Source organism: Mesorhizobium sp. B2-2-4 (genome assembly GCF_006442375.1).
Lineage (GTDB): Bacteria > Pseudomonadota > Alphaproteobacteria > Rhizobiales > Rhizobiaceae > Mesorhizobium.
In genome coordinates, this window is record NZ_VFWB01000008.1 from 60,898 (window position 1) to 79,038 (window position 18,141).

Sequence of the window (18,141 nt, forward strand, 5' to 3'; positions counted from 1 at the left end):
CGATTGCTTCAAACCGTTTCGAAAGACGCGAACGATGGACCAACTGCGAGCGCAAACCCGGATCAGCGATGCGGCGATCAGGTCGGTGATGGACCGGCTGCGCACCGAGCACAGCGAATTCGAGGTCGAGACCGGTGTTGCCGATCGATGGGAACTTCGCCTGTACTACGGTTCGCTGAGCGCGGCACTCGAGGGCGACTCCATGCTGATCCGCGTCTCGGCCGTAGACGAAACCTGCCTGTCCTACATGAAGATGACGGTCGCCGGCCACGTCGCGCAGCACCTTGGAACGACGAGCGGACTGCGCTGGCAAGGCGACGGCAGCGACACCGGCACCCCACTCTTCTTCCGCGAAATCACGGTTGTGTCGTCAACGCGGATTTCTCCGCATATGCAGCGCCTGCGCTTTGCAGGCGATGATCTTGGCCGGTTTACTCATGGCGGCCTGCACATCCGGCTGCTGCTGCCGCCGCGGGGCAGGCCGCCCGTTTGGCCCTCGATGGGCGCCGACGGCCTGCTTGTGTGGCCTGCCGGTGAGGATGCGCTCACCGTGCGCATCTACACGATCCGGGCGGTGGATCCGACAAGCGGTTGGCTCGATGTCGATTTCGTGCTGCACCCCGACCATGACACGCCCGCTGCCACATTCGCGCAGAACGCGGTGGCGGGAGACGTCATCGGCATGATCGGGCCAAGCGGCGGCGAGACGCCGACGGCGCCGACCCTGCTGCTGGTCGGCGACGACACAGCGCTGCCGGCAATTGGCCGGATTCTGGGGGAACTGCGGCCGTCAACCCGCGTCGAGGCGCTCATCGAGGTCGATGGCCCGGACGACCGCATCGCGCTGGCGCAAGGCGACAACATCGAAATCACTTGGCTTTACCGGCACGACCGCGCGGCCGGCACCGCCGGCCTGCTGGCGGCCGCCCTGCGCGAGCGCAGCCACATGGCGCTTGCCGATGGCCTCTACGTCTGGGCCGGATGCGAGTTCACCGACTTCCGCGAGATCCGCAAGATCGTGCGCAAGGAGTGGGGCCTGGGCCGCGACCGGCACCTGGTAACGGCCTATTGGCGTCGCGACGCGCAGGCCGAGGGCGACGACGAGGATTAGGATCGATCCATAAGTATGCCGGCAGCCGGGGCGGAGCAGCCTATTCCTTCACCGCGCGCGCTACCAGCCGCGCGATGCTCGGGCCAACAAGCAGCACGATCAGGAAACGCGCCGACTGGAGCGCCATGATGAAGGAGATGTCGACGTTCTGGGCGGCGGCGGCGATGATGGCGACGCTGTCCATGCCGCCGGGGCTGGTCGCGAGATAGGCGGTCAGCGGATCGATGCCGAGCAGATGGCTGATCATGAAGGCGAGGCCGCCGCAAAAAGCGATCAGAGCCACGATCGAAGCGACGATCTGCGGCAGGGCACGTGTCGCATGGCGCAGGATCGGCCTTGTGAAGTTCAGCCCGATCGACCATCCGACCATGGCGTAACTGACAGCCAGCAGCCAAGGCGGCAATTGCATCGGCACGCCGAGGCCAAGGTGGATCACCGCGCCGAAGATGAAGGTGCCCAGAAAGGAGGGCGAAGGCAACCGGCAAAGCCTTCCCGCCAGCCCGCCGACCAGCGCGATGCCAATGGTTGCTGCTAAGGCTTGGGCATCGATCGGCGGAAACCAGATAATCGGCGGGATTTCGACGCCTGACGTGTCGACCCACATCTTGGCGACAATGGCCGCCGTCATCGAGACGAAGATGACACGCAGATACTGCATGAAGGCGACGAGGCGCTGGTCGGCGCCGAAGGCGCCGGCCATCAGCACCATTGCGGTGGCGGCGCCTGGGGAGGATCCCCAGACGGCGGTCGTGCCGGGCAGGATGCGCCACCGGCTGATCAGCCAGCCGAGCAGGCTGGACGCCGTGACGGTGGCTGTCACTGCGCCGAGGAACAGCGGCCATTCGGCATAGAAGACGCGAAAAATGTCGGCCGAGATCGAAGCGGCGATGAGGCAGCCGACGATCGCCTGGGCGGAGCCGAACAGAAGCCGCGGCACGCGCACGGTAGCGCCGTTGGTGCCGGCGACGATAGCCGCCAGCATCGGCCCGATGAGCAGCGCCGCCGGCAGCGCGGCCAGTTCGAGCGCACCGGCAAACAGCACGGAAATGACGAGGAGGGCCAGCCATTGCCAAGGCTTGCGCATGCGCGCCATGCGCTCGACGGCCGGCTGGCCAGGAGACGGCTGCTTGGGCGAGGAATCCATGTTCTGGTCTTAGACTGAGCGGTAAGGGATGCGAACCCCCGCTGCATCGAAAAGCGATCGCCTCAGATGTCTGTGCCGAACAGTTGCTCGATTTCTCCACCGCTCATGCGATCGAAACGGTCGGACACCGAAAACTGACCAGCCATAAAGCCAACCCGTCGCGATTGTACCGGCACCGATTGATCCATAGGAATGACCTTGACCAATGACTTGCCAGCCTTGGCGATAATGAAAGGTTCGCCGTTGGCGGCTCGCTGAACGAGACGTGAAAGATTGGCCTTCGCATCGCTAATGTTTACGATCTGCGTCGAGTCGTCCACCCGGATCAGCCCGTCTTGTCGTCAGCCAATCCAAAGCCGCCGACGGGGTTGGTTTCCACCTGGAACTCGAAGCCGGCGATGAAGGGCCTCGCCTTGGCGATGGCCGCCTGGACTTCGGGAAGCTGCAGCGAGGCTTTGTGGCTTGCCTGGTCAGTCCACACTTCTGTGACCCAGATGGCATCGGCATCGGCCGGGTCGGTGGCAACGATATAGCTCAGGCAGCCGGGCAGGGCGCCGGTGCTGGCGCGCAGGACGTCCATGACAGCGTCGCGCTGGCCGCGGGCCGCCCGCATCTTGCCGATCAGACCGTACATCCCTTCGTCTCCCTTCAGCGTTTTCGACAAGAGTATACCGTTCGTCAGTATGCAGGTCGCGGCTCAAGGCATCAACTGGCCACCATTCACCTCGATCACCTGGCCGGTGATGTAGCCGCTCAACAGATCGGAGGAGAGGAACAGATAAGCACCGACGCAATCTTCAGCCGTGCCGGCGCGCCCCTGCGGAATGGTGGCAACCATGCCCCTGATCTGCTCTTCGGTCGAGTAGCGTTCGTGGAACGGCGTGAGAATGGTGCCGGGTGCCACCGCGTTGACGCGAATGCCGAAGCCGATCAGTTCCTTGGCCATGCCGCGCGTGACGTTGGAGACGAAAGCCTTGGCCGAGCCGTAAAGCCCGGCGCCACCGCCGGCGCCGTTGCGGGCGGCGATCGAGGAGGTGTTGACGATGAAGCCGCCTTGTCTCTTCAACCACGGCATCGCCTTGCGCGAGGCGGCCAACACCGAACGCGCGTTGAGATCCATCACCGCGTCGTAATGCGCCTCTGTCTGCTCGGCGTAGGGCACGCGGCCGAGCATCCCGCCGGCATTGTTGACCAGCCCGTCGAGGCGGCCGAAATGCTGCGCGCTGTCCTCGACGACGCGTTCGACGTCGGCGGCCAGGGAAAAATCGCCCTGGACGAGAAGCACCTCGCCGCCATTGTCGCGAATGGCCTTGCCAAGTTTCTCGGCGGCGTCACGGCTGGAATTGTAGTGCAGTGCGACCAGACATTTCTGCGTCGCATAAGCCAACGCGAGTGCCGCGCCGATGCCGGTCGAGGCGCCGGTGACCAGCACCGCCTTGCCGGCGAGATCGGGAATGACAAGCCCGAGGGGAGTGGTTGTCGCTGGCACTGTCGTTTCTCCGGGATTTCGCGGTTCTTAGCTGGTCTTGCTACCCTTGCATTCAGTCCATGCAGCTTCAAGGCCTGAGATAGGCATAGCCCTGGCTTTGCAGTTCGGCGAGCTTGACGACGCCGCCACTGTCGGCCGCATGAAAACCGTCGAGCAGGTCGGCGAGCGAAATATCCATGCCGTGCATGGTGTTGGCGCAGGCATGCGGATCGAGCCCTTGCTGGACGAGACCGGTGAAACGACCGGAGATCGCCGCCGATATGCCCTTCGACTTGAAACCGGCAAGAGCCGGACCATGGACGACCAGCGCGATATCGACATTGCCGCCGGTGCCTTCGTAATGGTTCTTGATGTTGCCCAGCACGAAATTGACCTTGTCGAGGTCACTGAGATGATAGGCGACCTTCAATCTCGTGGCCTCGGTGGCCGCGGCTTGCGCCACCCGCAGTCCAATCAGCGTGCCGGCTCCGACGAGAATCGCGCGGAACATGTCGCGTCGACGCATGGCGATGGTTCCCCCCGGGTTGACAGATGGCCGCGAATTGCGTGGCCGCGACGCCGAGTGTAGCATAAATCGGCGTCGCGTCCTGCCGATGCGGAGGGGTCACATGGCGTTCGAACAGAGACTGGCAAGCGTCCTGTCCGGAGCGGCCTTGTTGAGCCTGCTGGGCGCGACGGCTTTCGCCGACGAGGCGGCCAAGCTCACCGAACTCAGTCCCAACGGTCAGGACGCCTGTTTCGGCCGCATCTACGATGCCAACCACCTCAAGGCGCATCCGGAGCAGAAGGTGGCCCGGATCTTCTTCTACTACGGCCATGATCCGGTCAGCAGGCCGAACGAGGAACCGGCCGCGAATGCCGGCACGTCCTACAATGGCTTCGTCACCACCACGGTGCGTGGCGCCAAGGCTCCGGAATGGGCCGGCGGCTGGTGTAGTCACCAATCCGAGGATGGCGCATCAAACCCGATCCATTGCGGCATGGAATGCGACCGCACGCTGGCGTCGCTGAAAGTCGACCACAAGGGCCGGCTGATCCTTTCGGACCTGCAGCCCGATATCTATCTCGATGCCGGTTCCGAGGAGGAACTCGGCACGACTGAATACAACAGGCAGGCGCTGGGGTCGCGGGACGACAATTTCCGCCTCGACCCGATGCCGGCAGCGACCTGCAAGGCGGAGTTCGCCCGCATCGACCCGATCGACCCAGCGATGGGTCCGCCGCTGCGCGACCGGCTGAAGCCCGACCAGGCCTTCTGCTACGGACGCGACTACGATGCCGCGCATTTCGGTTCGCATCCCGACCAACTGACCCAGTCGATCCGCGTGTTCCGTGGGCCGGTCGAACTGGCTTCATTCGCGGCGGGCGGCGACCTTGCCAATTGGCCTGACGGCGCCGACATCGCCGTTTCGGTCACGACGCGGCAAAAGTCGGGCAAGGTCACGCAGGCGTATTCCTGCCAGGGCGAGGCCGACCAGTGGCGCTGCGCGGCGAGTTCGAAGATGAGCGATTTCTCCTGCGATATCACGCAGAAGGAGATTTTCCTCAAGCGCGGCGCCAACGGCATGATGATGCTGGCCAATCCCAACAACAGCCTGGCAATCGTCGATTTCTGTTCACAGGCAGCCGACGGCAAGACGAAGTCGGACGACAAGATCTACCGGCTGGAACCGATGCCGCAATCGGCTTGCGCGCCTTAAGCGGAGCCCTGGTTAGGTCAGCACGAAGGGATATATCTTTGCTATATCTCATTTGAGGATAGCACGATGAACAAAGCGAAAGTGTTCTGGTCAGGCAGGTCCTAAGCCGTGCGCCTGCCGAAGGAGTTCCGTTTCGACACAGAGGAGGTCTCGATACGCCGTCACGGGCAAACCGTCATCTTGGAACCGCTTGCGCAGGACTGGGCGTGGCTCGACCAAGTGATTGGACTGCTTGATGATGATTTCGCCCAGGCAGCACTGGAACGTCAGGACGGGCAGGATCGACCTGCCTTGGAAGACGTCTTCAAGTGATCTACCTGCTCGACACCAATGCTGTCATCGCGGTCATGAAGGGGCGATGAGGGTCTGCTTGCCTGCTGAAACGGCATAGGCCGCAGGACTTTGCCGTCTCGCCTATTGTGTCGAAAATTTGGCGCGTATCGAAGCTCTGCAGTTTCCTGTGCTCGAATTCGATCGGGAAGATGCGAGACATTCCGGAGGGCAACGCTTGCCACATTGGGAACTCCAATTGGTCCCTACGATGCGTTGACTGGTGGGCAGGCGCGCTCGCGGAATCTTACGCTGATGACCCGCAATATCCGGGACTTCGAGCGGATCAAAGCTCTGTCAATCGAGACGTGGTGAACTGCCTCACGCGAACGGCACCGCCGTCGTGCCCTTGGGCAGCTTGGCTTCATCATCGGGCTCGACATGGATGGTGACGCGCACGGAAGGGATTTCCGCCTGCAGCGAATCCTCGATGCGGTCGCAGATGACATGGCTGGCGCCAACCGACATGTCGGCATCGACGACCAGATGGAATTCGATGAAGGTGGCGCGGCCGGCGATGCGTGTCTTGAGGTCGTGCACTTCGAGCGCGCCTTTGCAATTGGCCGAAATGATGTCGCGGATGCGCATGTGCTCCTGGGTATCGACGGCGCGGTCCATCAGCCCGTTCATCGACGAGCCGATAACATGCCAGCCCTGCCAAAGAATGTTGAGCGCGACGATCACGGCCAGCGCCGGATCGAGGATCTGCCATCCGGTCAGCACCGCGCCGACGAGGCCGGCGAAGACGCCGACCGAGGTCACGACGTCGGTCATGATGTGCTGGCCGTCGGCGACCAGTGCCGGCGATCTTGCGTTGCGCCCTGTACGGATCAGCGCCCAGGCCCAGAAAGCGTTGATGACCGTCGCCACACCGTTGACGGCAAGGCCTTCCCATGGCTGCTGGAGCGGGACGGGGTTGAGCCAGGATTGCCAGACCTCGTTCAGGATCAGGAGTGCCGCCACCACGATCAGCACGCCTTCCAGGACGGCCGAGAAATACTCGGCCTTGTGGTGGCCGAACGGATGGTCCTGGTCGGCTGGCTTGTAGCTCACCTGGATCGCCCAGAAAGCGGCGGCCGAGGCGATGACGTTGACGATCGATTCCAGCGCGTCCGAATAGAGTGCGACGGAACCGGTGATGTACCAGGCGGCAAGCTTGAGTGCGAGCACCACGCAAGCGACGACGATCGACCAGAAGGCAAGCCTTGCGACCTTTCGCCTGGTCGCGGCCTTCGCCGCGATCGCCGTCGTGTCCCGCGTTTCGACCATCGTCTCTAGGCGGCCTTGTCCTTGGCCTTGCGCGGCAGGTGGGCGACGATGTTCTCGATGATGCGCATGCCGGCATTGTGGCCGAGCGTCATGATCGATTCCGGATGAAATTGCACGGCGGCGATTGGCTCCTTGCGGTGCTCGAAGGCCATGATGACGCCGTCTTCGGTCTCGGCGGTGACCACGAAATCGTCGGGTAGCCGCACCGGATCGGCGAAGATCGAATGGTAACGGCCGACGGTGACTTCCTTGGGCAGGCCGGAGAAGATGATGCCGGGCTTGGAGACGCGAATGCGCGACGGCTTGCCGTGCATCGGCACATGCAGCTGCCGCAATTCGCCGCCATAGGCCTCGGCCAGCGCCTGCAGGCCGAGGCAGACGCCGAAGATCGGCAGCTCGCGGGCGCGCGCTCGTCCGATGGTGGCGGCGCAGTCGAAATCTTTGGGCGTGCCGGGACCAGGCGACAGCACGACGAGATCCGGCTTCAGCCGGTCGAAAACTTCTTCCGGCACGGGGGTGCGCACGGTCGAGACATTAGCGCCGGTCTGACGGAAGTAATTGGCCAGCGTGTGGACGAAGCTGTCTTCATGGTCGACGAGCAGGATGTTGACGCCGTCGCCGACGCGCGCGGTGGTGCGCTCGGTGCTGGCGGCATTGCCCGTCTTGGCGTCGCGGATGGCGGAGAGCATGGCGGAGGCCTTCAGTTCGGTTTCGGCTTCTTCTTCCTCGGGAATGCTGTCGAACAGTAATGTGGCGCCGGCACGCACCTCGGCAATGCCGTCCTTGATGCGGATGGTGCGCAGTGTCAGGCCGGTGTTCATGTCGCCGTTGAAATTGACCATGCCGATGGCGCCGCCATACCAGGCGCGCGGGCTCTTCTCGTTCTGCTCGATGAAGCGCATGGCCCATAGTTTCGGCGCGCCGGTAACGGTCACCGCCCAGGCGTGCGAGAGAAACGCGTCGAAGGCGTCCATGCCTTCGCGCAGCCTGCCCTCGATATGGTCAACCGTATGGATAAGCCGCGAATACATCTCGATCTGGCGGCGGCCGATGACGCGCACCGAACCCGGCTCGCAGACGCGCGACTTGTCGTTGCGGTCGACATCCGAGCACATTGTGAGCTCGGATTCATCCTTCTTGGAATTGAGCAGCTTCAGGATCTGCTCTGAGTCGGAAATGGCGTCGTCGCCACGCTTGATCGTGCCCGAGATCGGGCAGGTCTCGACACGGCGGCCGTTGACGCGCACGAACATTTCGGGCGAAGCGCCGATCAGGTATTCGCCTTCACCCAGATTGATGAAGAAGGAATAGGGCGAGGGGTTGATCGACTTCAGCTTGCGCGAAATATCGGAGGGTTGGGTCTCGCAGCGTTCGTAGAACATCTGCCCGGGTACGACCTCGAACAGGTCACCGCGCTTGAAGCTGTCCATCGCGCGGCGCACAAGAGTGGCGTATTCGCCGGGTTCATGGTCGCCGCGCGGCGGGATACGGTCGGCAGTCTTGAACGGCTCGGCGATCTCGTCGCGCGGCAGGCCTTCGGTCGAAAAACCCTTGCCGGCGTAGTCATATCGATCGGTCCAGGCCTTGGCCGAATAATGATCGACGACCAGGATCTCGTCGGGCAGGAACAGCACGAGATCGCGCTGGCTTGGCTTGCGTTCGAGCTTGTAGTCGACCGGATCGAACTGGAAGGCGAGGTCGTAGCCGAAGGCGCCGTAAAGGCCGAGATTGGCGTCTTCGGCGGTCTTGAACAAGGCGGTAATGGCGCGCAGAACCGTGAAGACGGAAGGAACGCGGCTGCGCTCTTCTTCGGTGAAGACACGGCCCGGTTTGGCGACGTCGAGGCGGATCAACTTTTTCGACGCCTCGGCGATCGTGATCTCGGGCAGATCGCCGAGCGTCTTGACGATGACCGGCAGAAGCACCTCGCCCCGGCGGTTCAGCGCCTCGATGCGCATGGACCGGCCACGCGCCGAGATCACCAGGGGCGGGTCGATGATGGCGGTGTCCCAACGCGTATAGCGGCCGGGATATTCATAGTTCGAAGAAAACACCGCGCCCCGGCGCGCATTCAGCCCGTCAACATAGGCGTCGATGGCGCCTTCATAGGGCCGGTCGTGGCGCTCGCGGGTGATGGTGATGCCACCCCCGGTCACAAAACTCTCTGCGCCGTTGTCCAGAACCTTCATCGTCATTGCCGTCTCCATCAGCTTCTTGGGCAACGGACCCGGGAATGGCTTGGAAAAAACAAATGGCCGCCCGGACATTCCGCTGCGGCCACCCTCTCTTTTCACGCGCACGCGTTCGAACAGGCCGCTGTCAGCAGGCCCACCACCAAACGGTCTTGATCGAACGCATGTTCATGGCGATTCCCATAGCGGCGATTGAGCGACCGCGCAACTGGATTCGATGGAGGCTCAATCTTCCAGTGTGCCGGACCTTGCGTCGGCGCTCTTCCTGTCGCCCACCAGTTTCAACAGATCCTCGCCGGCGCGGATGATACGGCGCGAGCGCCGGGTCAGGACGATGCCGGCCTGCGGCGCGAACACCTCGGTGCGGCCATCGGCTTCGCCCGGTGCGTGGACGATGACGGCAAGCCGCGTATCCTTGGCCACGCGGTCGCCGGGCTCCACGTCGTAAAGCACGGCACCTGCCCGGGGCGCCGGCATCATGTCGATGTTTTCGAGCGGTGCGACAACCCCGGTGAAGGCACCGGGTGAGGGCAGGGCCGGGTCGGCGACCACGCCGCGCGCCACCAGCAGCCGGTAGAGCCCCGCGGCGTCCGACGCCGCGAACGCGCCATCGACATCGAGGATGCCGCGATATTCGACCGTCGTGACGACGCGCCGGCCGAGCTTCGCCACATCGGCGGGAACGTTCTGATAGGGCATGATTGAGGCGCCCTCGAAAGTGCCGTCCGTGTCTTCACTCCACAGCACCACCGCCTCGACGCCCATGGCGGCGGCGCAGTCGGCCATTGCCGGCCACAGGCTGGTGTGGACATACAGGTAGGAGAGACCCTCGTCGTCGCAATGCAGGTCGAGCACGATGTCGTGGCCGAGTGAAAGCTGCACCAGTCTCGTCTTCAGCCGCTGGTCGGGCGTGCCATGCGCGGTGTCGGGCAGGAGTGCCGTGTCGGGTGCGGCGAGCAGCGGAAAACCACGGTTGAAGTTGGTGCGCGTGCCCAGATGAAAACGGCCCTGATGTTCGCCGAAATGATACTGGGCGCGGCCGATCGGATTGGCCCAGGGCACGATGGTGATGTCGCCCTTGATGCGCCCCTCCGCCTCGGCCCTGGCCAGCATCGGCATCAGCGCGTCAATGGCGACTACTCCGGGCAGTTCGCCGGCATGGAGTGCTGCCTGCAGATAGGCCGAAGGCGCGGATTCGTCGGTTCCAGCGAAGCGAAACAGCGGGAATTCATAGGAAACGCCCTCGCTGTCGCCGGCTATGCGTTCGATCGATTTCTGCATGGGGTCTTTCTCCGTCGAGAGGCGAGAAGACATTCCTCTTCGACTGTGCGCTTGTCGATTGGTCCAGGCTGTCGCGCTATGGGCGCAAGCAGCTACTGCGCGGCAGGTTGAAGAGTGACGACCGGAGCGCGCTGGTCCAGTGCCCGCGAGGCAACGGCTACGGCGACCGCCAGCAGAGCGAGTGCCGCGCCCACCAGCGGCAGGTTGGCATAGGAAACGCCCCAGGAGAGCGCCACGCCGCCGATCCAGGCGCCGCTGGCGTTGCCGACATTGAAGGCGCCCTGGTTCAGCGTGGCGGCAAGGTTCGGTCCCTCGGAAGCGGCTTCCACGACACGGATCTGCAACGGCGGCACGACGACGAAGACGAGCATGCCCCACAAGAAGACGATGCCTATGGCGACACTGGCGATAGCGCCGAACTGCATGAAGCCGACAAACAGGACCGCCAGCAGCAGCAGCGTGCCGATGACCGTCGGCATCAGCTTCCAGTCGGCCAGCCGGCCGCCGATGATGTTGCCGATGGTCATGCCGGCGCCGAACAGCAAGAGCACCCAGGTGACCGCTGAAGTCGAGAGGCCGGACACGTCGGTGAGATAGGGTTTGATGTAGGTGAAGACGGCAAACAGGCTGGCTGAGGCGAGCGCCGCGATCAGCATGGCCAGCCACACCTGCAGCTTGCCGAGCACGCGCAATTCGCCGCTCAAGCCGTCGCCGCTTGGTTCAGTGACATCCGGCGGCACTAGCCAAGCGATCGCCGCGACCGAGATCAGCCCGATGCCGACCACCGCCAGGAAGGTGGCGCGCCAGCCGAAGGCTTCGCCAAGCGCCGTTCCGGCGGGAACGCCGAGGATGTTGGCCAGCGTCAGGCCGGCGAACATCAGCGCGATGGCGCTGGCACGCTTGTTGCGAGGCACCAGGCTGGCGGCGACGACCGAACCGATGCCGAAGAAGGCGCCGTGGCCGAAGGCGGTGAAGACGCGCGCGCCCATCAGCATCCAGTAATTGGGCGCGATGGCGCAGAGCAGGTTGCCGACAACGAACAGTGCGGCCAGTCCGACCAGCACCGGCTTGCGCGGCAGATGCGCGGTGGCCATCGCCACGATTGGCGCGCCGAAGACCACGCCCAGCGCATAGCCAGTGACCAGCAGCCCGGCCGCGGGAATGGTCACGCCAAGGTCGGCGGCGACCTCCGGCAGCAGACCCATGATGACGAATTCGGTGGTGCCGATGCAGAAGGACGCAATGGCAAGCGCAAGGATCGGCAAAGGCATGGGAGGTCCAGACTGAATCGGTTCAAATGGAAACTGCGCGAGCGCCCCATGGCGCACAAGCGCCATTGCCGCAATGCAGCAATGCAGAAAGCGGAGAGCAAAGAGGCACTGGCAGCGGTGCTTATGCCGTGCTGCCTAAACGACCCTGACCGAACCCGGCCGAGCGGCCGAACCGACCGCTGAAGCCGGAGTTCAGACCAGCGGCTTCAACTCCTGGGCGATGGTTGGCAGCAGTTCCGAGACATTGGGGTGGATGTGCATGGCGCGCGCCAGCGTGTCCACAGGCGCCTTGGCATACATCAGGTCAAGCACGCAATGCACGGCTTCATCGCCGCCGGGGCCAAGCACGCAGCAGCCGAGGATTTCCCTTGTGTCGGCGTCGACGAGGATCTTCATGAAGCCTTGCGTCTCGCCTTTCTCGACGGCGCGGCCGACGCGGGTCATCGGTCGCTGGCCGACCAGCGCGCGGCGTCCCGACTTCTTCACTGACGCCTCGGTCATGCCGCAGCGGCCGAGCGGCGGGTCGATGTAGAGAGCGTAGGCCTCGATGCGGTCGCTGACCTTGCGCGGATCATTGTCGAGCAAATTGGCCGCGACGATCTCGTAATCGTTGTAGGACGTGTGGGTGAAGGCGCCCTTGCCATTGCAGTCGCCCATCGCCCAGATGCCGGGCACGCTGGTGCGCAACTGGTCGTCGACGGTGATGAAGCCGCGTTTGTCGACTTCGATGCCGGCCTTGTCGAGGCCGAGATCGTCGGTATTGGGCGTTCGCCCCAGAGCCAGGAGCACATGCGAGCCGACGGCCGGCGGCTTGCCGGCGGAGAAGGCAACGGCAATATCCTCGCCCTGCCTGGCAAAGCTTATGGCGTCGGCGCCGAGATGGACCGCGATGCCTTCGTTTTCGAGGATCGACAGGATGGCGTCGGACACATCCTCGTCTTCGCGGCCGATCAGCCGCGAGCCCTTTTCGACAATCGTGACCTCCGCGCCGAAGCGGCGGAACATCTGCGCGAATTCGAGCGAGATGTAGCTGCCGCCGACCACCACGAGGTGGCGCGGCAACACGTCGAGGTCCATCATCGAAGAGTTGGTGAGAAAGTCGATGTCGTGAATGCCGGGCAGATCCGGTACCGATGCGCGGCCGCCGGTGTTGAGAAAGATCTTGCCGGCGGTCAGGAGATCATCGCCGACGCGCACCGTGTTGGCGGATTCGAAACGCGCATGGCCGCGATAGAGCGTGCATTTATCCATGCCGGCGATCCAGGTTTCCAGATTGCCGCGGGCGTCGTTCGACACCTTGTCCTTGCGCGCCTTGACCTTGGCATAGTCGACGCCGACCGGGCCGGAGAGGGTCACGCCATAGTCCGCGGCGCGCCGCGCCAGATGCGCGGCATAGGCGCTGGCGACCATGGCCTTGGTCGGCATGCAGCCGGTGTTGACGCAGGTGCCGCCGACCAGCTTGCGCTCGATCAGCGCCACGCTCATGCCGGCCGCGGTCAGCCGGCCGGCCAGCGAAGGGCCGGCCTGGCCGGCACCGATGACGATGGCATCGAAGGTTTTCGCCGTCATGCCACCGCCGCCACGATCAAGAGGCCGCCAACGATCGCGACCGCGTCCTCGATGAAGGCCGCGGGCTGGTCCTTGCCGAAGGCGGCCGCCAGCCGGCCGCGCGCCTCCGCGCCGCCGAGCGTGCCGATAACGGCCCCTATGGCGCCGGCGATCAGGCAGACGATGGTGGCGCCGCCAGTGGCGCCGATCACGGCGCCGCTGAAGGCACCGAGCAGGATACGGGCGCCGAATTGCTGCGGCACCTTGCGGCTCGGCGTCGACGGCAACTGGTCGGTGACCAGCTCGACGATGGCCAGGATAGTGAAAATGCCGACAGCGGCCCAGTGGCTCATGAAGCTTGCCCAGGTGCCGGCAACCGGCAGCCAGCCGAGCCAGGCGCCCCAGGCGACGGCGGCCGGCGCGGTCATGGCGCGCAGGCCGGCAATGACCCCGATCAGAAGTGCAAGAATGTAAAGCATGTTGATCCCCCTCGATCCCGGGCCGGGACAGCCCTGAAAAGGCAGGCTACCATAGGTCCGGTATTTGGCCAGTACTTGCATAGGCGCTCTCTTACGCCGCAACGGTGCGTGGCAATGATGACGGAGGCACCGCATGGCTGAGAGCGAACGCGCAAAAATGGCGGCGGGCGAGTGGTATACGTGCATGGATGACGAACTGGAGGCGCTGCGCGGCGTGGCTGCGGGCGCCGTATTCGAGCACAATTCGCTTGCGCCCCGTCAGCGCGGCAACATCGGGCCTGCCTTGCAGGATCTGCTCGGCGGCGCGGACGAGGGCGCCCGCATCGAGGCGCCGTTCCACTGTGCCTATGGCTTCAACGTCTTCCTCGGGGACGGCGTCTTTCTCAATGCCGGCTGCATCATTCTCGACACGGCAAGCGTGCGCATCGGCAAGGGAACGCTGCTCGGCCCCAATGTGCAGATCTATTGCGCCGAGCATCACAGGGAGGTCGCCGGGCGGCAAGCCGGACTCGAAGTCGCGCGGCCTGTCGAGATCGGCGCCAATGCCTGGATCGGCGGCAGCGCGGTGATCCTCGGCGGGATCAGCATCGGCGAGGGCGCCATCGTCGGCGCCGGCGCCGTGGTGACGCGCGACGTGCCCGCGAACATGACGGTGATCGGCAATCCGGCGCGGGCGGTCAAACGCGGTTGAGTGCCCGGCGGGCGCTCAGTGCGAAAGCGCGTGCGGCGACCGGTCGCCCTGGTCGGCCCGCCTGGAAAATTCACGCCGGTATTGCGCCGGAGAGGTCCTGAGACGCGCCGAAAAATGCTGGCGTAGCGAAGCGGCGCTGCCGAAGCCGGCCTCGAAGGCCACGACGTCCATCGATTTTTCCGTCGCCTCGAGCAGACGCTGCGCCAGTTCAAGCCGTTGCTCGATCAGCCAATCGCCGAAACTGGTGCCGATCGATTTCTGGAAGCGGCGGGTGAAGGTGCGCCGGGTCAGGCCGGCGGCTTCGGCGACGCGGTCCAGGCTGTGCGCTTCGCTGAGTGTCGCACGCACCGCGTCGAGTGCTTGTGTGAACCTGTCGGTATCGGCGCTCCTCGCCAGCGGACGCTCGATGAACTGCGCCTGTCCGCCTTGCCGGTGCGGGGAGAGCACGATCTGCCGCGCGAGCCGCAGTGCTGCCTCGGCGCCGTAGCGGGCGCGAACGATATGGAGGCAGCAGTCGAGCCCGGCCGCGACGCCGGCCGACGTCACCACGTCGCCATTGTCGACATAGAGCACCTCGGCGTCCACCGCGATGTCGGGATGAAGCTTCTGAAGCCGCTCGGCATAGGCCCAATGCGTGGCCGCACGCCGACCGCCAAGCAGTCCGGCAGCAGCGACTGCGAATGTTCCCAGGCAAAGGCCGACGATCAGGGCACCACTGCGGTGGGCCCGCCGCAATGCCTGGGTCAGCGGTTCCGGCAGCGGGTCTTCGAGATCCCGCCAACTCGGCACGATGACGATGTCGGCGCCGTCGAGCCCCTCAAGCCCATGCGGCGCGGCGACGCTCAGCCCGGCCTCGGTGTGGACGGGACCGGCCTCGATCGCGCAGATGCGGAAGTCGAAGCGCGGCAGGCCGAACGATGTGCGATCTTCGCCGAACACCAGGCAAGGCACGGAGAGATGGAACGGGCTGATGCCGTCGAAGGCGAGGACGGCGACGACGGCGACGATCTGGTGGGTCATGTCTTCCGGGGATTTCTGCGCGGGGTTATGCGGATTGTCCCAATTCTTTCGAATGATGTCAATCGGGCCACTTTCGTCCGATGGTGGCGGACCTACGCTCGGGCATCACATCAAGCCTGAAAGGAATGCATCATGTCCGAACCAGCCAGCAAGACGCCGCGCCGCGCGCTCGTCGTCGTGGACGTCCAGAATGACTATGACGGCGGCAATCTCGCCATCCAGCATCCGCCGTTCCGCGACAGCGTCGTCAACGTGGCGCGCGCCATGGACGCGGCAGCCGCGGCCGGCATCAAGGTGGTGGTCGTCAAGCAGATGGCGCCGGAGACGTCACCAATCTTCGCCAAGGGCAGCCATGGCGCGGAATTGCATCCCGAGATATCGAGGCGGCCACGCGACCACTATGTCGAGAAGACGCTGCCTTCCGCCTTCACCGGCACCGATCTCGAAGAGTGGCTGCGCGCCAACGCTGTCGAGACGATCGTGGTGGTCGGCTACATGACGCATAATTGCGACCTGTCGACCATCATCCATGCCGTGCATATGGGCTTTGCCGTCGAGTTCCTGTCCGACGCGACCGGCTCGGTGCCTTACGCCAACAGCGCCGGCTATGCCTCGGCCGAGGAGATCCACCGCGTGGTGACAATCATCCTGCAGTCGCGCTTCGCCGCCGTGCTCAAGACCGCCGAATGGATCGAGTGCCTGAAGACCGGCACCTTGCCGGAACGCGACACGATCTTCGGCTCCAACCAGCGGGCGCTGGCTCGCAACGCTGCGTAGTCGTCTGCGGAAATACAAAGGGCGTCGCATCGCTGCGGCGCCCTTTGCACTTTTTGGAATTGAGGATTTCTAGAACAGGCCTTCGATCTGGCCGGCTTCGTTGAGGAAGATCTTTTCCGACGACGGCGCCCTGGGCAGGCCGGGCATGGTCATGACCTCGCCGCAGATGATGACGACGAAGCCGGCACCCGCCGAAAGCCTGACCTCGCGCACCGGTACGGTGTGACCGGTCGGCGCGCCGCGCAGGTTCGGGTCGGTCGAGAAGGAATACTGCGTCTTGGCCATGCAGACCGGCAAGTGGCCGTAGCCGGCCTGCTCCCAGGCGTGCAACTGGTCGCGCACCGACTTGTCGGCGATCGCTTCCGAGCCGCGATAGATGCGCTGGACAATGGTGTTGATCTTCTCGAACAGCGGCATGGCGTCGGGATAGAGCGGCGCGAACTGCGAGGCACCGGATTCGGCCAGCGCCACCACTTTCTTGGCGAGATCCTCAATGCCGGCCGAGCCGTTGGCCCAGTGCTTGCACAGGATCGCCTCTTCGCCCATCGAGGCGACATAATCCTTCATCGCCTGGATTTCGCCATCCGTGTCGGAGTAGAAGTGGTTGATGGCGACTACCGCCGGCACGCCGAACTGCCTGATGTTCTCGATGTGGCGGCCGAGATTGGCGCAGCCCTTCTTCACCGCCTCGATGTTTTCCTTGCCGAGGTCTTCCTTCTTGACGCCGCCATTCATTTTCATGGCGCGTACGGTGGCGACGATGACCGCCGCCGCCGGCTTCAGCCCGGCCTTGCGGCACTTGATGTCGAAGAATTTTTCCGCGCCGAGGTCGGCGCCGAAGCCGGCTTCCGTGACGACGTAGTCGGCAAGCTTGAGCGCCGTCGTGGTGGCGACCACCGAGTTGCAGCCATGCGCGATGTTGGCGAACGGGCCGCCATGCACGAAGGCCGGATTGTTCTCCAGCGTCTGCACCAGATTCGGCTGCATGGCGTCCTTGAGCAGCACGGCCATGGCGCCGTCGGCCTTGAGGTCGCGGGCATAGACCGGCGACTTGTCGCGGCGATAGGCGACGATGATGTCGCCCAGGCGCTTCTCCAGGTCCTTCAGGTCGGTGGCGAGGCACAGGATGGCCATGACCTCCGAGGCGACGGTGATGTCGAACCCGGCCTCGCGCGGATAGCCGTTGGCGACGCCGCCGAGCGAGCAGATGATCTCGCGCAGCGCCCGGTCGTTCATGTCCATGACGCGACGCCAGGCGACGCGGCGGGTGTCGATGCCGAGCTCATTGCCCCAGTAGATGTGGTTGTCGATCAACGCCGACAGAAGGTTGTGCGCCGTGGTGATGGCATGAAAGTCGCCGGTGAAATGGAGGTTCATGTCCTCCATCGGCACGACCTGCGCGTAGCCGCCGCCGGCCGCACCGCCCTTGACGCCGAAATTCGGACCGAGCGAGGCTTCGCGAATACAGATGATCGCTTTCTTGCCGATGCGGTTCAGGCCGTCGCCGAGGCCGACGGTGGTGGTCGTCTTGCCTTCGCCGGCCGGGGTCGGGTTGATGGCGGTGACCAGGATCAGCTTGCCGTCCTTGTTGCCCTTCACCGATTTGATGAATTCGGCGGAGACCTTCGCCTTGTCATGGCCATAGGGCAAAAGGTGTTCGGTCGGGATGCCGATCTTGGCGCCGATCTCCTGGATCTGTTTTTTCTTCGCACCGCGGGCGATCTCGATGTCGGACTTCACTTCTGCCATGACGGCTTTCCTCTGGATTGGACGGTGGAGGGGACGGGTTGATCACTGGTGCATGTTCGATACGCCGCGCGGGCAAGGGCATGTTCTAGC

At 64.3% G+C, this 18,141-nt stretch carries 18 protein-coding genes; 5 read left to right on the forward strand and 13 right to left on the reverse strand.

Features of this window, described 5'->3' with window-relative positions:
- Window positions 1-34: 34 nt before the first annotated feature.
- Entirely contained in the window at window positions 35-1,111 is a 1,077-nt protein-coding gene (locus tag FJ959_RS20975) for a siderophore-interacting protein (protein WP_140631777.1), read from the forward strand.
- Window positions 1,112-1,151: 40 nt separating this feature from the next.
- Here FJ959_RS20975 and FJ959_RS20980 read toward each other — a convergent pair whose 3' ends face one another.
- The 5 genes from FJ959_RS20980 to FJ959_RS21000 all read right to left on the reverse strand — a co-directional run bounded on the left by FJ959_RS20980 (window position 1,152) and on the right by FJ959_RS21000 (window position 4,249).
- Window positions 1,152-2,255 (reverse strand): AbrB family transcriptional regulator, encoded by a 1,104-nt coding sequence (locus FJ959_RS20980; protein WP_140496085.1) that lies wholly within the window; start codon window positions 2,253-2,255, stop codon window positions 1,152-1,154.
- 62 nt (window positions 2,256-2,317) lie between these two features.
- Window positions 2,318-2,575: a type II toxin-antitoxin system prevent-host-death family antitoxin gene (locus FJ959_RS20985; protein ID WP_140496084.1), complete on the reverse strand. Its 258-nt coding sequence runs from the start codon at window positions 2,573-2,575 to the stop codon at window positions 2,318-2,320.
- Window positions 2,576-2,580: 5 nt separating this feature from the next.
- Window positions 2,581-2,889: a putative quinol monooxygenase gene (locus FJ959_RS20990; RefSeq protein WP_140496083.1), complete on the reverse strand. Its 309-nt coding sequence runs from the start codon at window positions 2,887-2,889 to the stop codon at window positions 2,581-2,583.
- Window positions 2,890-2,952: 63 nt separating this feature from the next.
- Window positions 2,953-3,744: an SDR family oxidoreductase gene (locus FJ959_RS20995; protein WP_140556137.1), complete on the reverse strand. Its 792-nt coding sequence runs from the start codon at window positions 3,742-3,744 to the stop codon at window positions 2,953-2,955.
- A 67-nt stretch (window positions 3,745-3,811) separates the two neighbouring features.
- Window positions 3,812-4,249, reverse strand: a complete 438-nt coding sequence (locus FJ959_RS21000) for a DsrE family protein (RefSeq protein ID WP_140524937.1) — start codon at window positions 4,247-4,249, stop codon at window positions 3,812-3,814.
- 103 nt (window positions 4,250-4,352) lie between these two features.
- Here FJ959_RS21000 and FJ959_RS21005 point away from each other — a divergent pair, with 103 nt between their 5' ends.
- Both FJ959_RS21005 and FJ959_RS21010 read left to right on the forward strand, forming a co-directional pair.
- Entirely contained in the window at window positions 4,353-5,444 is a 1,092-nt protein-coding gene (locus FJ959_RS21005; protein ID WP_140631779.1) for a hypothetical protein, read from the forward strand.
- A gap of 108 nt (window positions 5,445-5,552) precedes the next feature.
- Complete coding sequence (locus FJ959_RS21010) at window positions 5,553-5,756, forward strand: AbrB/MazE/SpoVT family DNA-binding domain-containing protein (protein ID WP_246678996.1); 204 nt, start codon at window positions 5,553-5,555, stop codon at window positions 5,754-5,756.
- Window positions 5,757-6,095: 339 nt separating this feature from the next.
- Here the strand turns inward: FJ959_RS21010 and FJ959_RS21020 are convergent, their stop codons facing one another.
- The 6 genes from FJ959_RS21020 to FJ959_RS21045 all read right to left on the reverse strand — a co-directional run bounded on the left by FJ959_RS21020 (window position 6,096) and on the right by FJ959_RS21045 (window position 13,814).
- Complete coding sequence (locus FJ959_RS21020; RefSeq protein WP_140631781.1) at window positions 6,096-7,043, reverse strand: cation diffusion facilitator family transporter; 948 nt, start codon at window positions 7,041-7,043, stop codon at window positions 6,096-6,098.
- Window positions 7,044-7,048: 5 nt separating this feature from the next.
- Window positions 7,049-9,238, reverse strand: coding sequence for an anthranilate synthase (locus FJ959_RS21025; RefSeq protein WP_140631783.1), 2,190 nt, complete (start codon window positions 9,236-9,238; stop codon window positions 7,049-7,051).
- A 222-nt stretch (window positions 9,239-9,460) separates the two neighbouring features.
- Window positions 9,461-10,516 carry a succinylglutamate desuccinylase/aspartoacylase family protein gene (locus tag FJ959_RS21030; RefSeq protein WP_140524933.1) on the reverse strand — a complete coding sequence of 352 codons (1,056 nt, stop codon included), beginning with the start codon at window positions 10,514-10,516 and terminating at the stop codon, window positions 9,461-9,463.
- Window positions 10,517-10,608: 92 nt separating this feature from the next.
- Entirely contained in the window at window positions 10,609-11,787 is a 1,179-nt protein-coding gene (locus FJ959_RS21035; RefSeq protein ID WP_140631785.1) for an MFS transporter, read from the reverse strand.
- 192 nt (window positions 11,788-11,979) lie between these two features.
- Window positions 11,980-13,356, reverse strand: coding sequence for an FAD-containing oxidoreductase (locus tag FJ959_RS21040; protein WP_140631787.1), 1,377 nt, complete (start codon window positions 13,354-13,356; stop codon window positions 11,980-11,982).
- Window positions 13,353-13,814, reverse strand: a complete 462-nt coding sequence (locus tag FJ959_RS21045) for a DUF4126 domain-containing protein (RefSeq protein ID WP_140516958.1) — start codon at window positions 13,812-13,814, stop codon at window positions 13,353-13,355. Before FJ959_RS21045 ends, FJ959_RS21040 begins: the two co-directional genes overlap by 4 nt.
- Before the next feature lie 133 nt (window positions 13,815-13,947).
- Here FJ959_RS21045 and FJ959_RS21050 point away from each other — a divergent pair, with 133 nt between their 5' ends.
- Window positions 13,948-14,505, forward strand: a complete 558-nt coding sequence (locus FJ959_RS21050; RefSeq protein WP_140631789.1) for a sugar O-acetyltransferase — start codon at window positions 13,948-13,950, stop codon at window positions 14,503-14,505.
- Between the two features lie 15 nt (window positions 14,506-14,520).
- Here FJ959_RS21050 and FJ959_RS21055 read toward each other — a convergent pair whose 3' ends face one another.
- Window positions 14,521-15,525: a helix-turn-helix domain-containing protein gene (locus FJ959_RS21055; protein WP_140631791.1), complete on the reverse strand. Its 1,005-nt coding sequence runs from the start codon at window positions 15,523-15,525 to the stop codon at window positions 14,521-14,523.
- A 132-nt stretch (window positions 15,526-15,657) separates the two neighbouring features.
- Here FJ959_RS21055 and FJ959_RS21060 point away from each other — a divergent pair, with 132 nt between their 5' ends.
- Window positions 15,658-16,302, forward strand: coding sequence for a cysteine hydrolase family protein (locus tag FJ959_RS21060; protein WP_140631792.1), 645 nt, complete (start codon window positions 15,658-15,660; stop codon window positions 16,300-16,302).
- 69 nt (window positions 16,303-16,371) lie between these two features.
- Here FJ959_RS21060 and FJ959_RS21065 read toward each other — a convergent pair whose 3' ends face one another.
- Window positions 16,372-18,051, reverse strand: coding sequence for a formate--tetrahydrofolate ligase (locus FJ959_RS21065; RefSeq protein WP_140496069.1), 1,680 nt, complete (start codon window positions 18,049-18,051; stop codon window positions 16,372-16,374).
- Between the last annotated feature and the right edge of the window lie 90 nt (window positions 18,052-18,141).

Coding starts and splice junctions, on each gene's coding strand:
- FJ959_RS20975 (WP_140631777.1), top strand. CDS start 35: ATGGACCAACTGCGAGCGCAAACCCGGATCAGCGATGCGGCGATCAGG.
- FJ959_RS20980 (WP_140496085.1), bottom strand. CDS start 2,255: ATGGATTCCTCGCCCAAGCAGCCGTCTCCTGGCCAGCCGGCCGTCGAG.
- FJ959_RS20990 (WP_140496083.1), bottom strand. CDS start 2,889: ATGTACGGTCTGATCGGCAAGATGCGGGCGGCCCGCGGCCAGCGCGAC.
- FJ959_RS21000 (WP_140524937.1), bottom strand. CDS start 4,249: ATGCGTCGACGCGACATGTTCCGCGCGATTCTCGTCGGAGCCGGCACG.
- FJ959_RS21005 (WP_140631779.1), top strand. CDS start 4,353: ATGGCGTTCGAACAGAGACTGGCAAGCGTCCTGTCCGGAGCGGCCTTG.
- FJ959_RS21020 (WP_140631781.1), bottom strand. CDS start 7,043: ATGGTCGAAACGCGGGACACGACGGCGATCGCGGCGAAGGCCGCGACC.
- FJ959_RS21025 (WP_140631783.1), bottom strand. CDS start 9,238: ATGACGATGAAGGTTCTGGACAACGGCGCAGAGAGTTTTGTGACCGGG.
- FJ959_RS21030 (WP_140524933.1), bottom strand. CDS start 10,516: ATGCAGAAATCGATCGAACGCATAGCCGGCGACAGCGAGGGCGTTTCC.
- FJ959_RS21035 (WP_140631785.1), bottom strand. CDS start 11,787: ATGCCTTTGCCGATCCTTGCGCTTGCCATTGCGTCCTTCTGCATCGGC.
- FJ959_RS21040 (WP_140631787.1), bottom strand. CDS start 13,356: ATGACGGCGAAAACCTTCGATGCCATCGTCATCGGTGCCGGCCAGGCC.
- FJ959_RS21045 (WP_140516958.1), bottom strand. CDS start 13,814: ATGCTTTACATTCTTGCACTTCTGATCGGGGTCATTGCCGGCCTGCGC.
- FJ959_RS21050 (WP_140631789.1), top strand. CDS start 13,948: ATGGCTGAGAGCGAACGCGCAAAAATGGCGGCGGGCGAGTGGTATACG.
- FJ959_RS21055 (WP_140631791.1), bottom strand. CDS start 15,525: ATGACCCACCAGATCGTCGCCGTCGTCGCCGTCCTCGCCTTCGACGGC.
- FJ959_RS21060 (WP_140631792.1), top strand. CDS start 15,658: ATGTCCGAACCAGCCAGCAAGACGCCGCGCCGCGCGCTCGTCGTCGTG.
- FJ959_RS21065 (WP_140496069.1), bottom strand. CDS start 18,051: ATGGCAGAAGTGAAGTCCGACATCGAGATCGCCCGCGGTGCGAAGAAA.